We start from the raw sequence: 14,263 nt of genomic DNA, 5'->3' as shown, positions 1-14,263 counted from the left end.
TCACCAAGATGTGAACTTCAATCCATTGTTTTGCAAAAATTTGTGAAGCTTATGTCACAGTATTTCCGATTTAACACGAGTTATGGCATATTGTGTCGAACCGTTCTTCAAAGCACGTCAATTCAAATCGGAGCGTTCGCCGGAGATAATATAAATGACGCTTTCACCGATGTTTGTCGCGTGATCTCCAATTCGCTCTAAATAGCGACCACAAAACGCCAGTGTCATCGCTTGTGATGTGTCGGAAGGGGAGGTGGCGCTGTGTGCAAACAGGCCTTCCACCAGTTTTCTGTAGCGGTGATCGACATCGTCATCTAGAGATGCGAGATGTCGCGCAGCCTCCACGTCGTTGTTTACATATGCGTTTAGTGCTTCTGAAATCATTTGGTCGATGGTGTGGGCCATCTCGCGAATGTCATCAAGACTTCGCGAGATAGGCTGCCCGTTCAACCGAATCGTCGATTTGGCGATATCGACGGCCAAGTCGCCCATGCGTTCGAGATCCATCGACAGTCGCATGCCGGAGATAATCTTGCGCAGGTCAGTCGCCACAGGCTGTTGCGTCGCAATGAGGCGGATACACAAATCTTCGACTTCGTGATCTTGGCGGTTGATGGCGATATCGTTCTCGACTACCTCTTGTGCTAAAGCGATATTCGATTTCTCCAGTGCGGAGACCGCGATTCGGATGGCGTCCTGGATGTCGCCGCCCATGCGAAGTAGTTTCAGCTTTAGTTCCTTCAGCGCAATGTCAAATGACTGACGTTGTTGCATACTTGTCCCTCCGGATCATGTGTATTAGCCAAAGCGGCCAGTGATGTAGTCCTCTGTTCGGCTGTCGACAGGTTTTGTGAAAATCGTGGTCGTCTCACCGAATTCAATCAGTTCACCTTGTAGGAAGAACGCCGTCTTGTCCGCGATGCGCGCCGCTTGTTGCATATTGTGTGTGACAATGACAACGGTATAGTCATTTTTCAATTGTTGAACAAGTTCTTCGACGCGCATGGTTGAAATCGGATCCAGTGCGGACGCGGGTTCATCCATCAGGAGAACATCGGGCTCAACAGCGAGCGCACGCGCGATACAAAGGCGCTGTTGCTGACCACCGGACAGTGCTGTGGCGGGTTTATTGAGACGATCTTTCACTTCGTCCCACAGCGCAGCCATTTGTAAACTCTGCTCCACGCGCTCCCGGAGTTCGGATTGACGTCTGATTCCGCCAAGGCGGAGTCCGACGGCCACATTATCAAAAATCGACATGGTCGGGAATGGGTTTGGTTTTTGAAATACCATGCCCACGACGCGCCGTACGTCGACCGGATCGAGCGAATAAATATCTTGGTCAGCCAGTTTTACTTGTCCCTGGACTTTTGCGTACGGAGCCGTTTCATGCATGCGGTTGAGGCAGCGAATGAACGTTGACTTACCACAGCCCGATGGACCAATGATGGCCGTGGCCATCTTTTCCTCGAGGTGGATGTTGATATCTTTCAGTGTATGTTGCGCCCCATACCAGGCGTGTAAATTTTGCACGGACATGGATTTGCCCACCGACAGTCACTCCAATCACGATTGACAAAAGATCACTTGTTTTAAGAGATTGCTTCGATGTCTAAGTAAATTTTTGATTGAGATGCGATTCCGAAGATAAGATTAGCTTGCCGGTGTTAAAGAAATGTGTGGCTGAAGTGAAGTTTGTGTAAAGAGATCTCGCGGATGCAAAGTAAATCTATGAAAGGTATAACCAAGTTGTGACAGGTGGGGGGACGCCGCGAGTTTCCCGCGCGGCGCCCCTTTTACGCACGTTTATAGATAGGTTATGACGCTCGTGTACGGCTATGATATTTCATTTTTTCCATTGCAGAACTTCGTCTGGGTCGGCTGGTAGTCTTCCGTAGTGGCGGTGTGCGTGGTAGTTGTGAATCTGTTCGCAGACTACCTCCATTTGCTCAAGAATTTCGCGTTCCGAGGTCGACGAGGGACTCCAATAGTAAATGTCCATGGAATACGGGCTGCCGTCTGCCGACTCGCGTGTATAGGCGATGTTTTGCGCCCGATGGAATCCGTTTTTCAGGTAGAAGCGTATTCGCTTTTCCGTGTCTCTGTCTTCTTTGTCTGCTGGTTCCACTTCGGCAATGAGCGTTTTGCCTCGCCTCTTAAAGGAGTCGATGACGCGGGTTCCAATACCACTCCCTCGCGTTTTGGGGTTCACCAATAGGTAGTCAATGAAAATAAAGTTCTCAAAGTCCGCGTAAATGATGAGGTACTCGTCCGTTTGTTCGCAGCGGTAGGCCGGGTGTTGGCGAAATAATTCCTTCATTTGTTCGGGACTTTTTAACTCGTGATCGGGAAAGTAATTTTCGAGTCGTTCATACCACCCTTGTTCGTGTTCCAAAGTTATCGCCCCTTGCTCATTTTATCCTTGACAATGAACTGCCCTGTAAATTCAGGCTGACTGTCTGCGACTGGGTCGCTGTACATCGTGAATGTCCCGGATTCCCACGGTGAAAACTCGACGTCTGAGGTCTCGCCAGGGCCAAGCGTCCGCGTGTAAATTCGGTATTCTGGGATTGCAAACTCATGTTGTTGTTTGCCTACGTTTTGAATGTGCAGGTGAAGTGGCGTATCGAGCGGTTCGATTAGTCGGTTTGGAGAAAATCCATGATCCGTAATGAGGACGTTGACCACCTCATTGTGCGGGGCATGGCTTTTGGCTTGCACTGAAGGCATGACAACCGTTGCCGTGAGAAGCGTCGCCACGCATGCGAACGTTTGCTTCAAGGGCAATCCGTTAACCATCTTACGCACTCCATTCAAACAGAGATTTCCGCGCATACGTTTCCCGGAAAATCACGAAAAGATACAGGATTTTACACAGTTCAATCGTTTGAGACAAAAAATTCTGATATAATGCACAGATAATCAATCGTAGGATGGTCTGAGAGGGGTGGGGGAAATGTGTTACATGCTCAGGAGACGATAGAGACATTGCGCAAGCAACTCGTCGAGTGTGTCACAATTTGCGGTAGTTTTACACACCCAGAAGTCATTCAAGTAAGCCAACGGTTGGACCGTTTGATTCTTCACGTACAGATGGAGCAATTGCGTCTAGGTGACACGACTTTATACCCCTGCCATCCGCCTGTGTAAAAAATCTGTCGTTTCTTGGTCTCGTTTAACTGAGAAAATACCTGATAACGACAATAGAGCCACGGCTTATTCAGCGTGGCTCTATTGTGATGCGAACTTGAAATGATTACTCTAACAGCTTATCGCAGGATTTCTAAGGGCGGGACAGCTGTAAGCGCTTCTAATGTGACGAATTTGTGTCGATGTTGTGGGCGTTTGACAGGATTTGAATCTGCTCACATGAGTTGGTGACCTGCCTTCGTCGTGTGACAATTTGTGTCCCGTTTCGTCAGTGAATTCTGATATAATAGCGCTATTGTGCGGGGAAAGGTGGTATCAGGACGTGTCAAAAGTCTATGTATTACATGAAAATCCTGAATGGACAGTCCATTTGACAAAGCGTTTAGAGGAACTTGGTGTTCCTTTTGAAGAGTGGTACGTACCGGATGGTCATTTCGATCTCGATAGCACGCCGCCGGAGGGCGTATTTTATAGTCGGATGAGCGCGTCGTCGCACACGCGAGACCACCGTTATGCGGCGGAGTATACAAGTGCGGTGTTATTGTGGTTGGAGCGCCACGGGCGAACTGTAATCAATGGGAGTCGTGCACTTCAACTCGAAGTGAGCAAGGCGGCTCAATATCTCGCACTGCAATCTGCGGGAATACAAACACCTAGGACAGTGGTCGCCGTCGGAAAGGAACATATCCTCGACGCGGCTCGCCAGTTTTCTGGACAGCCGTTTATTACGAAACACAATCGTGCGGGAAAAGGGCTGGGTGTTCAATTGTTTCACGATATATCGGCACTAACCGCGTACGTAAACGGAGCGGAGTTTGAGGAGCCGGTGGATGGGATTACGTTGGTTCAGCAGTATATTCAGTCCCCCGAGTCCTATATCACCCGATGTGAATTTGTCGGAGGTCAATTTTTGTACGCTGTGCGCGTAGACACCAGCGGTGGGTTTGAATTGTGTCCGGCCGATGCGTGCCAAATTGGCGACTTGTTTTGCCCGGTGGGGGAACAGGTAGATGCGAAGCCGAAGTTTCAAATCATTGACGGGTTTTCGGACGAGATGATCGATAAGTATGAGCGGTTTTTACGCGCCAATGAAATTCAGGTGGCCGGGATTGAATTTATTCGGGATTCGCAAGGAACGGTTTATACGTATGACATCAACACAAATACCAACTACAACTCCGATGCTGAGGCGGCCGCTGGTGTCTTCGGTATGCAGAAGTTAGCACAATTTTTACAAGAGCAGTTGGTCGTTTCTGCACGCGTGTGACTTGCGCGATACGTCTATGTCATACCATGCGTATTCGACTGGATTTGAGAGGGGCCTTTGAGGATGAGATACGGGTTTTGGCTGCCTGTGTTCGGAGGATGGCTGAGGAATGTAGAAAATGAGCAGATGCCTGCATCATTTGATTATGTCAAACAAGTCGCCATTCAAGCAGAGAAACTAGGGTATGACACCACGCTTATCGCTGAACTGTATTTAAATGATATCAAAGGGATGAACGCGGATACCCTGGAAGCTTGGACGACTGCCGCCGCGCTCGCCTCCGTGACGGAACGACTCGAGATTATGACAGCGGTGCGGCCTGGATTTCACAATCCGGCTGTGACGGCGAAAATGGTCGCCAATTTGGATCTGATTAGCGGCGGGCGATTTACCTTAAACCCGGATTTCGACGATTGTGTCCTCATGAACTGGTGTGAATAATTGAAAAGGTGCTCCCCGTATGGCTAAGATGAGTTTGTCAAGAACCACATCTTCGCTAGGAAGGAGCACCTTTTGGGTGAAACAATATAATCATACACGAAGTCAGTTTGCTCGTAAAAGCTCTACAATTCATACTCGCTACGATTTGAATGCCGCCACCTCCTTTGGCGGTGCAGCTGGTCTCATAGATTTCGTTTTGGGAACGGGTATTGACAGGGAGTTTTGGGTACATGGATTACGCAAGGGCAGAAACACCCAGTTCCACATGGACGATATTGCTCTGACCGTCATTTTCGGTTCCTTGCTGGGTCAGGAACGGATTTTCCACTTTGAGGACATCGAACAAGATCCCCTGTTGAAGCTGAAGTTGGACGTGCCAAAACTGCCTGATACGACTCTGTTATATAAGGACCTCAAGCGGCTTGGCTCCGACGCTGGCATCAAGGCGATACGTTCGGCGCATAGACAAATCCTAAAGTCACTTCTCCCCAAAGGACAAAGCATCGTGGTCGATATCGACTCCTCTGTAGAGACTGTTTATGGCGCGCAGCAACAGTCCGCTGTTGGATATAATCCACACCATCACGGACGAGCGAGTTTCCATCCCTTGCTGGCGTTTGATTCACTCACTGGTTGTTGTCTCTATGATGAGTTGCGCTCTGGTGACGCCCATACATCAGATAGATTTGCGAATTTCTACAAGGCGATGAAAGACCAGTTGCCGGATGGCGTCAACATTCGTGCCGTCCGCATGGATAAAGGGTTTACCGGAGAAAAAGTGTTTCAGATATTGGAGCAAGACAAGCGGGATTACGTCATCAAACTGAAGTGGACCAAGCGACTCGCACAGTTGGCGCAAGCGCCAAATCTCCTCTGGCACTGCATCACAGAGAGTGACCGGAAACATTGTGACGTTACTTCCATCATGTATCAGGCAACATCCTGGGACAGGCCTCGGCGGGTCGTGATTGTGCGTCGCTTGGACATTGACCCACAGGAGTGCCTGTGTGCGGAGTGGCTCTGGGAATACGAGGCGATTGCCACAACGCTTGACTGGCGCGGCGAGGATGTATGGCACTTCTATAACTTTCGTGGTAACGCTGAGAATCACATCAAGGAAGCCAAATATGGATTCGCCATCGACCAATTCTCCAGCCAAAATTTCGATGCCAACAAAGCGCTACAAGGTCTAAAGCTACTTGCGTATAATCTACTCCTGCTGTACAAGCACGTCGCGCTTCAACCAAGGGTGCGACAGTGGACCGCCGGACGGCTCAGACGAAGACTATTCCATCTACCTGGGATTCTAGTGCGTCATGCACGCCAGTGGAGCATTCGTCTTCCCGTGTATGCCAAGCATCGGTCGTTGCTCATGCTTCATGCCGCCACGTAGATTTTCTTCCAATTGAAAAAGTGGAGTTCATAGCCTGGCTTGGGGAGGGGGGAAGTGTGTCCATTGCTCTAGTTCCGTACCATGATTTCGCCGTGTCCGCTAACAAATCCACCAAATACTCGAAAACAGGTTCCGATCAGTGACCTTAATCACCTAATCGTCGAAATCCGGGTTAAATATTGTATCTGCGTGGTGGGCGGAAGAAGCTAGGCAGTACGGTGGAATTTTTACGGAACACGATGAGCGCTACGACCGCACGCGTGAATTTGTCGAGGTGTTAAAAGGGCTGTGGTCCACGTCGTCGTTCACATACCACGGAAAGTACTACGACATTGTCGACGCTAAACTCAGTCCGAAACCGGTTCAACGGCCGAACCCTGTTCTTTACGCCGGCGGAGAGAGTGAAAAAGGTAAAGATCTGATCACTTCACACTGTGATGCGTATGTCATGCACGGTGGGACGGTCGATGAAATTCACGCCAAAATCCAAGATATGACCAATCGGAGAGCGCAGAAGGGATTGCCGCCCTTACAATCCTTCGGTATGGCCGCCTACGTGATTTGTCGCGATACGGAGGAGGAAGCAGAAGCCGAACTGGCCCGAATTACGGATGTAAAAATGGGCGCGGCGTATGACAGCTTTGAGGATTTTGTGTCGAAGTCAGAATTGGAACAGAAATTGCGCCTATATGACTATTCGGTTTCCAACCGAGGCCTGCGTCCGAATCTAATCGGAACACCGGAGCAAATTGCTGCGCGTATCCTTCAGTATGAGGAGGCGGGGCTCGATTTGCTGTTGCTGCAATGTTCGCCTCAGCTCGAGGAGATGGAGCGATTTGCAAAACAGGTGATGCCACTTGTAGAAAAAATGCGGGCCGCAGCGGTACGCGACTGATCTCCTCGCGGAAGCGATGAGGTCTACCTGAATCCGTACGTTTACAGCCCAAAAGAGAACAAAAATATAAGGCGGCGCTGACCTGCGCCGCTTTTTTTCGTGGGGCCTCCGTCCCCGCTATTCATGTCGACTTTCATCTGCCGGAGCACATGGCGTGCGCTGATCTGTTCCGGTTTTTAAGTTTATTAAATGGAATTAACATCCTGTATAAATTGGTTTAGTAGTCTGTGGCCGCATAAAAAAGTGGGAAGATTCCCATGATAGCAATGTTTCCAAGTATCGCTTGACGAATAAGCTCGAATTGCTTAATGTTTTAATCAAACCTTAAATTCCATAGATTGTGATTTAATTTTCGTGAAATTTTATGGTATAAGGTTTGGACTTTTACGAAAACAGAGATGAATGGGGGCAATGGCATGACAGCAGCATGGAAGAAAGGTCTTGGAACCGTGGCTTCCATCGGCGTGATTGGCGCGCTGTTGGCCGGATGTGGCACGAACAGCACGACGGACAACGCAACCAATGGCGGGAATGCATCGACAAGTACAGGCAAACCTGTAGAGGGTGGCAGTATCACCTTAGATGCGATACAGGCCGTTCCTGATCTAGATCCGGCTATCGCGTTTGATACCACGTCGGCCGAGGTCGATTATGCGGTTTATGAACAATTAGTCACCTATGATAAAGGAAGCTACAACATTGTCGGCGATTTGGCGAAGAGCTGGGACGTTTCCCAGGACGGCAAGACGTATACGTTCCATCTTCAGCCAGGTGTGAAATTCTCCAACGGGGATCCGCTCACGTCCAAAGACTTCGTATTCGAACTCGAGCGGTTGCTGGATAAGAACATGCAGCCCAAACCCTCCCCGGGTAGCCAGTTCTTCTTGAATATTACGGGTGCACAAGCGTACTACGATGGACAAGCCAAGACCATCAGCGGTGTGTCTACGCCGGATGATCAGACGCTGGTCATTCATTTGGATAAGCCAGAGCAATTCTTCTTGAAGATTTTGGCGATGCCGTTCTTGTCTGCCGTAGATCCGAAGTTCGTGAACCAAGTCGGCAATGCCGCGATGGATACCACGAAGGCGATGGGAACCGGACCGTTTATGCTAAAGTCGAACAGTCAAAGCAAGGTCGTCCTGGTCAAGAACCCACATTATTGGAAGAAAGATTCGAGCGGCAACCAACTTCCGTACCTTGACCAAGTCACCATCAACATCAGTAACAACAGCCAGTTGAGCGCGATGCACTGGGAACAAGGCCAGACGGCGTTCATGAGCCCATGGCTCGAGGGTGGAGACGGTATTCCGAGTTCGCAATATCCAACCATCATGAACAACCCGAAATATAAAAATCTCGTGATGAAGCAGGATATGAACGCGGTCTTTTTCTACGGTTTGAATACGAAACCGACCATTGACGGGAAGCCGAACCCGCTGAGCAATGTCGACGTACGTCGTGCCATTGAGTATGGATTTGACGACAGCCAGATTGTCAAGTTGAACAATGGAGCGGTGAAGTCTTCGAATCAGCCGTTGCCGGATTCGTTGCCAGGGTACGTGCAAAAACTTGATCCATCGGCTACATATACCACGGATGTGGCGAAAGCAAAACAACTCTTGGCGAAAGCTGGATACTCGAAGGGTCTGACCATCGACCTGTGGAATGAGAATACAGATGCAGCCAAGAAAGAAGATCAGGCGTTCCAAGCGATGATGAAGAACATTGGCGTTACGGTCAACTTGCACGAGGTGACCTGGAAGGACTTCCTGACAAAATCGATGTCTGGCGATGCGCAGGCCTTTGGAACCGGTTGGAACCAAGACTTCCCTGATGCGTCCGACTTCCTGAACACCTTGTTCAATTCGAGTCAGATTCCGCAAAATAACATGACGAACTACTCGAATCCGCAGGTAGATCAGTGGCTGAACCAGGCGCAGTACTCGACGGACACGGAGCAACGCAACGAATTGTACGGGAAGGTTATCAACCAAGTGATGTCTGACGCCGTAGTCGTTCCGTTGTACCAAAATGTCGGTTATTACTGCGTACAGCCGTGGGTACATGGCTTCTACACAAGCCCTGTGATGTATGATCCTTTGGCGACCATTTGGGTAGATCCGGGTCATTAATCGACACTGTGTTCGGTTACAGACGAACATTGCATACAATAAGGGTGGTTTCCGTGCGACGTCATGTCGTTCGGAAACCGCCCTTCTTTTTTCAGACTACGCTTGGAACCGAACCGGGTGGGTGCCAAACGTATTGGACCAGTCCTTGACAAATAATTGCGCAGCCAATTCGTGACCCTGTGCGTTTGGGTGCCAGCCATCGCCCATGTAGGGCTGGTATGCTTCGTGGTGTGCCGCGAAATACGATTTCATCTGGGAAAACACGTTAAAGATATAGACGTTCTGGCTGTGAAAGCGTTTGGCGGTTTCTACCTCTGAATTGAACAGATCAGTTTGGGCGACGCGATAGGTTGTATAGGAGGCGGGTGACACGGGCGATGTCACCAAAATGACCGCCGCGTGGTGTTTTAAGGCGGTGTCAATCTGCCAATGTACTTCGTGCTGAATTTCCGAGAATGGTGTGTGTCGGGCGAGATCGTTCAAACCGCCCCAAGCGATGACCACGACGTTTGGGTGAACCGCATCCAGCCAATTTGAATACGTCTTTCGTATACTGCGCACGGTACTACCAGGAACAGCTTTGTCAACCACGGTAAAGTGGTTGTCGCTCAATAGGTTGAGCGCATGAAATGCTCGCCGCAGATAGCCGCCTTTTGGGCGGGTATCCTTTTGCCCTTGTGCAACCGATGCTCCGATGACGAGAACCCGCTCATCGGTTGGCGTTGAGGTCGTATCAAACGACTTTTTGGCCAGCGCTTGTGCTGGGGTAGCGAGTATTGAGAGCGTACTGCAGATGGCGAATACGGCTGCGGATGTGCGAATGTTCATAGGGTTCCTTCCTTCAAACGGGTTTGAATCCTTTTGTGGATATTTTTTCCTGAACTGGATTTAAGCATTCGCGTGTGTTCAAGCGCGACATATTGCATTTGACACAAAATATCCAAAAATACCACTTGAAGTTGTATGTGTGCGCAGTATTATAGAGGATGCTGATGTTATTTCGTATGCAAACTTTTTGGTGTCCGAACAAATATGGACTTTCGTGTATTGGAGGTGAAATCACTGCAGCGTTCTGAACATCGTTTGCAAGGTGTAAAGGTTGATCAGATTATTCGTTCTTTCCGACAAGTAGACCGTGCGATGGGGCAGTTGATGCGCAAACAAGGTGATAGGCTTGGTCTCACGCCAGTGCAGATGATGGTGCTGCATGTCTTGTACGAGGAACCGGATTTATCGCTCAACGAGTTGTCAGAGCGTCTGGAACTCGGGTGTAGCACAATGAGCGGCGTGGTCAAACGCATGGTCGAGGCAGGAATACTTCAGCGTGAACGACTGGAGCAGGACCAGCGCACCATCGCGGTCCGGTTGTCCGAGCGTGGGCGCGCGCTGCAACAGCAGGCGTTTGGCGAGCAGTCGATGCTGACCGTGGCGCTGGGTGGTTTGCGGGATATGCCTGCGGATCAGATTGATATCATGCTGCGTATTCATCGGACGTTGATAGAAATTTTAAAGAGAGAGGGAGAAAAAGAGGAGAATGAGTAACACGCGAACAGGAACACCCAATGCACTGCCGGTTGCTCCAATATTCGGCGTCATGATTGCCGGTGCCTTTATCGCCTTTCTCAATCAAACTCTCATTAATATAGCTTTGCCGCAGATGATGGACCATCTCCATATCACGGCGACGACTGGCGACTGGCTGACCACAATTTACATGTTAGTCAACGGTGTCGTGATTCCGATTACGGCGTTTCTGATGGAGCGGTTTACCACTCGGCAATTGTATATTACCTCGATGTCGCTATTTGCTTTAGGGACGCTGGTCTGCGCGATTGGACCGAGTTTTTCGGTGATTCTCGTGGGCCGCGTCATTCAGGCGGGTGGTGCCGGAATTCTCATGCCACTCCTGACCAACGTCATTTTCACGTTGTTCCCACCTGAACGGCGTGGCGGCGCGATGGGGATTCTCGGTATTGCCCTGAACTTTGCACCGGCCATTGGGCCAACGCTGTCCGGTTGGATTGTCGAGCACCATTCGTGGCGTCTGTTGTTTTTCATCATTTTGCCGATTGCCATCGTCGACATTATCGTCTCTATCTTCGTTCTTAAGAACGTGACAGAGACCAAACGGCCCAAACTGGATTCCTTCGGCGTCGCGTTGTCGACCATCGGGTTTGGCGGCATCCTTTATGGCTTTAGCGTGGCTGGTAGCAATGGATGGGGCAGCATCGACGTCATCGTCAGCTTCATCGTCGGCGGTGTGAGCTTGATTTTCTTTGTTTGGCGGCAACTGGTCGTCGACCATCCAATTTTGGAGTTCCGGATTTTCCGCTACCCCATGTTTACGCTGACGACGCTGATTAACGTGATTGTGACCATGGCGTTGTACGCGGGCATGATTTTGATGCCGTTGTATATGCAGGATGTACGGGGCTTCTCGCCGCTCTTGTCTGGTTTGATGCTGTTGCCGGGCGGCGTCGTAATGGGGGTTATGTCCCCGATTACCGGAAAGCTGTATGATCGCTTTGGTGCGCGTTGGCTCGCGGCCTTCGGTTTGGCAGTCACTGCGGTCACCACGTATTTTCTGGCGCGGTTACAGATGGACACAACGTACCTGCATACCACGATTATCTATACGATTCGGATGTTTGGTATGTCCATTTTGATGATGCCCATTATGACGGCAGGGTTGAACCAGTTGCCGCTTCATCTGAATCGCTATGGCACTGCGTTGTTAAACACCTTGCGCATGGTGAGCGGTGCGGTCGGCATGGCATTTTTGGTGACGCTTATGTCGAATCGGGCGACGGTGCATATCAAGGATTTGATGGCACAAGGGCACGTCTCACCGGCTGATAAGGCGAAAGTTGCACTGGTGACCGGCCAAGGGACCGTGATGGGCATCAACGATGCATTTCTCGTTGCCACGGGCTTTGCTGTTGCCGCGTTTATTCTGTCACTGTTTATTCGCCGCACCACGCCGATGGAGGACATCATCACCAACAGGCGGAAGAACAAGAAGCAGCGGGATAAGGCTGGATCGAATCGGGCAGGTCAATTGGCACTCGAGGATTAAACAAACTTGAGGGTAAGGTAAAGCTGACCTGCCAGAACAAGCCGTTTGGGTTTGTTCTGGCAGGTTGATTTTGTGAAACGACTGTTGCATTCGTCATATGAGTTATGTATAATTTTACTCGTTGAGCAGTTGAACGTCTCGTATGCGGTCGTGGCGGAATTGGCAGACGCGCAAGATTCAGGTTCTTGTGGGGGCAACCCCGTGGAGGTTCAAGTCCTCTCGACCGCACCATAACATGCGGCTTGTTTGTGCGAATGGCACAGACAAGCCGTTTTTGCGTTTGTTTGCACAAGGGATGTCAAGCCTATTCATCAGAATATAAATTCTATTCAAATATTACGAAAGAATATGTCAGATAGGTTCACGAAAGGTGTTTCGTCGTAGATTCGCTGTCTTTGATGTTGGCCGGATATGCGCGGTTTTTGATACATATATACTCTATAGGCGCATTGTACTGCGAACGTTTGCAGATGGGATGGAAGATTTCCTGATATCGACTTATAATAGAAAAAACCGTTTGATCTACGAGTTGATGGCTCGCAATGTACACTGTTAGAGAAATAGAGGAGGCGGTCACCCTTGAAGTTTACGAAAATGCAGGCATTAGGAAACAATTACATCTATGTGTCTTTATTTGAGACAAAGTTGCCTGATGTCTCGCTTCCAGAACTCTCAACCATTGTCAGCGACGTTCGTCGTGGAATTGGATCGGACGGTTTGATTTTGATACAAGACAGTCGTGTAGCCGATGTGGGTATGCGGATTTTCAATGCAGATGGTTCAGAGGCAGAGTCTTGCGGGAATGGATTGCGCTGTGTCGCGAAATATGTGTATGAGCACCGATTGGTCAACACGTCAGTTTTCAGCATCGAAACAAAGGCTGGCGTCGTTGAGGCACAAGTGCACGTTCGTCCGGATGGAACGGTGAAACAGGTGACCGTGGACATGGGGGATGCCAAGTTTGGGGTAGATAGTATCCGCTATACTGGAAGTCATGCCGTCGGAGGCGACGACGTGGTAATCCATGTCGACGATACAAAGTTGAGGGGCACCGTCGTCAACGTGGGCAATACGCACTTCGTGACGTTGGTCGACCGAGTGGACGACAAGTACGTCGAGCAGATTGGGCCGCGGATTGAATCGCATCCAGATTTTCCGGACCGCATCAACGCCGAATTTGTGTCGGTGATCAATCGTAGTGAGATCGACTTTCGCGTGTATGAGCGCGGCTCAGGGGTTACCTTTGCCTGTGGTACCGGCGCGTGCGCTAGTGTAGCGGCGCTTGCTCGCAAGGGCTTGGTGGACAATCGGGTGACGGTGCACCTTTTGGGCGGCGATTTAGACATAGAACTTCGCGAAGATGGCCATATCTTGATGACCGGTGAAGCAGTGACGGTAGCGGAGGGAACCTTTATGTGGCCGACTGCTGAACCAGCCTTCTTGCCGTTGTAAGCCTCTGGCGATAGAACGCACGCGTGGCCAGGCGGTCATCATCCGGCCCGGCCACGTGCGATGGTTCTGTTTTGACTACTTTATCCTTAGCGATACATCCGATTATAGGGCCACTAAGCTGACCCCTGCGAGGATAATCGCGACCCCGACCCAGCGCAACGGCGGGATGTGCTCGTGGAAGACCACAATCGAGACCACGATGGCGAGTACATACGCTAGGCTCTGCAGCGGATAGAGCAGACTTAGTGACAACTTGTTCAAGAGAAAAATCCAAATGACGGTCGCCACGACATAGAGGACAATGCCGCCAATAATCCACGGTGAGAACATGGCGACGATGACACTTTTTAAATCCGTCAGGTTTTTGTCGCGAAGCCCGTACTTCCACAGCGTTTGCCCGCCAACCAACAACACGACGTTCGATAGCACCATGATTGCGTATAACAACGAAAAC

13 protein-coding genes, 1 tRNA gene and 2 pseudogenes are annotated in these 14,263 nt (G+C 50.1%); 10 read left to right on the top strand and 6 right to left on the bottom strand.

Annotated elements, in window-relative coordinates; all coding sequences use genetic code 11:
* Positions 1–117: 117 nt before the first annotated feature.
* The 4 genes from phoU to K1I37_RS13095 form a co-directional block, all read right to left on the bottom strand.
* Positions 118–774 (bottom strand): phosphate signaling complex protein PhoU, encoded by a 657-nt coding sequence (phoU, locus tag K1I37_RS13110; protein ID WP_021295332.1) that lies wholly within the window; start codon positions 772–774, stop codon positions 118–120.
* 24 nt (positions 775–798) lie between these two features.
* Positions 799–1,539 (bottom strand): phosphate ABC transporter ATP-binding protein PstB, encoded by a 741-nt coding sequence (gene pstB / locus K1I37_RS13105; RefSeq protein WP_146824132.1) that lies wholly within the window; start codon positions 1,537–1,539, stop codon positions 799–801.
* 307 nt (positions 1,540–1,846) lie between these two features.
* On the bottom strand, positions 1,847–2,395 hold the full coding sequence (locus tag K1I37_RS13100) for a GNAT family N-acetyltransferase (RefSeq protein ID WP_021295330.1): 549 nt from the start codon (positions 2,393–2,395) through the stop codon (positions 1,847–1,849).
* A 2-nt stretch (positions 2,396–2,397) separates the two neighbouring features.
* The gene (locus tag K1I37_RS13095) at positions 2,398–2,799 is read right to left on the bottom strand and encodes a cupredoxin domain-containing protein (RefSeq protein ID WP_021295329.1); all 402 of its coding nucleotides are present in this window, start codon (positions 2,797–2,799) and stop codon (positions 2,398–2,400) included.
* Positions 2,800–2,958: 159 nt separating this feature from the next.
* On the opposite strand from K1I37_RS13095, the gene K1I37_RS13090 reads away from it, so the two are divergent.
* The 6 genes and pseudogenes from K1I37_RS13090 to K1I37_RS13065 all read left to right on the top strand — a co-directional run bounded on the left by K1I37_RS13090 (position 2,959) and on the right by K1I37_RS13065 (position 9,281).
* Positions 2,959–3,150 (top strand): aspartyl-phosphate phosphatase Spo0E family protein, encoded by a 192-nt coding sequence (locus K1I37_RS13090; protein WP_152498723.1) that lies wholly within the window; start codon positions 2,959–2,961, stop codon positions 3,148–3,150.
* A gap of 322 nt (positions 3,151–3,472) precedes the next feature.
* Positions 3,473–4,417, top strand: a complete 945-nt coding sequence (locus tag K1I37_RS13085; protein ID WP_021295328.1) for an ATP-grasp domain-containing protein — start codon at positions 3,473–3,475, stop codon at positions 4,415–4,417.
* A 63-nt stretch (positions 4,418–4,480) separates the two neighbouring features.
* Positions 4,481–4,816 (top strand): annotated as a pseudogene (locus tag K1I37_RS13080) (LLM class flavin-dependent oxidoreductase); the annotation flags it as partial.
* 118 nt (positions 4,817–4,934) lie between these two features.
* Positions 4,935–6,251: an IS1380 family transposase gene (locus K1I37_RS13075; RefSeq protein WP_242215909.1), complete on the top strand. Its 1,317-nt coding sequence runs from the start codon at positions 4,935–4,937 to the stop codon at positions 6,249–6,251.
* Positions 6,252–6,423: 172 nt separating this feature from the next.
* Positions 6,424–7,146, top strand: a pseudogene (locus K1I37_RS13070) (LLM class flavin-dependent oxidoreductase); the annotation flags it as partial.
* Between the two features lie 416 nt (positions 7,147–7,562).
* Positions 7,563–9,281 (top strand): ABC transporter substrate-binding protein, encoded by a 1,719-nt coding sequence (locus tag K1I37_RS13065; protein ID WP_021295121.1) that lies wholly within the window; start codon positions 7,563–7,565, stop codon positions 9,279–9,281.
* 96 nt (positions 9,282–9,377) lie between these two features.
* On the opposite strand, the gene K1I37_RS13060 is transcribed toward K1I37_RS13065, so the two are convergent.
* The gene (locus K1I37_RS13060) at positions 9,378–10,109 is read right to left on the bottom strand and encodes an SGNH/GDSL hydrolase family protein (protein WP_021295122.1); all 732 of its coding nucleotides are present in this window, start codon (positions 10,107–10,109) and stop codon (positions 9,378–9,380) included.
* Between the two features lie 204 nt (positions 10,110–10,313).
* Here K1I37_RS13060 and K1I37_RS13055 point away from each other — a divergent pair, with 204 nt between their 5' ends.
* The 4 genes from K1I37_RS13055 to dapF all read left to right on the top strand — a co-directional run bounded on the left by K1I37_RS13055 (position 10,314) and on the right by dapF (position 13,809).
* On the top strand, positions 10,314–10,823 hold the full coding sequence (locus tag K1I37_RS13055) for a MarR family winged helix-turn-helix transcriptional regulator (RefSeq protein WP_021295123.1): 510 nt from the start codon (positions 10,314–10,316) through the stop codon (positions 10,821–10,823).
* Positions 10,816–12,357 carry a DHA2 family efflux MFS transporter permease subunit gene (locus tag K1I37_RS13050; RefSeq protein WP_021295124.1) on the top strand — a complete coding sequence of 514 codons (1,542 nt, stop codon included), beginning with the start codon at positions 10,816–10,818 and terminating at the stop codon, positions 12,355–12,357. The genes K1I37_RS13055 and K1I37_RS13050 overlap by 8 nt, the downstream gene beginning before the upstream one ends.
* A gap of 144 nt (positions 12,358–12,501) precedes the next feature.
* Positions 12,502–12,588 (top strand) — tRNA-Leu (locus K1I37_RS13045).
* 348 nt (positions 12,589–12,936) lie between these two features.
* Positions 12,937–13,809 (top strand): diaminopimelate epimerase, encoded by an 873-nt coding sequence (gene dapF, locus K1I37_RS13040; protein WP_021295125.1) that lies wholly within the window; start codon positions 12,937–12,939, stop codon positions 13,807–13,809.
* Positions 13,810–13,911: 102 nt separating this feature from the next.
* On the opposite strand, the gene K1I37_RS13035 is transcribed toward dapF, so the two are convergent.
* Entirely contained in the window at positions 13,912–14,256 is a 345-nt protein-coding gene (locus tag K1I37_RS13035) for an EamA family transporter (RefSeq protein WP_021295126.1), read from the bottom strand.
* Positions 14,257–14,263: the final 7 nt, after the last annotated feature.

The organism is Alicyclobacillus acidoterrestris (assembly GCF_022674245.1).
GTDB lineage: Bacteria > Bacillota > Bacilli > Alicyclobacillales > Alicyclobacillaceae > Alicyclobacillus > Alicyclobacillus acidoterrestris.
This window is presented reverse-complemented; position numbering and strand designations above follow the sequence as displayed.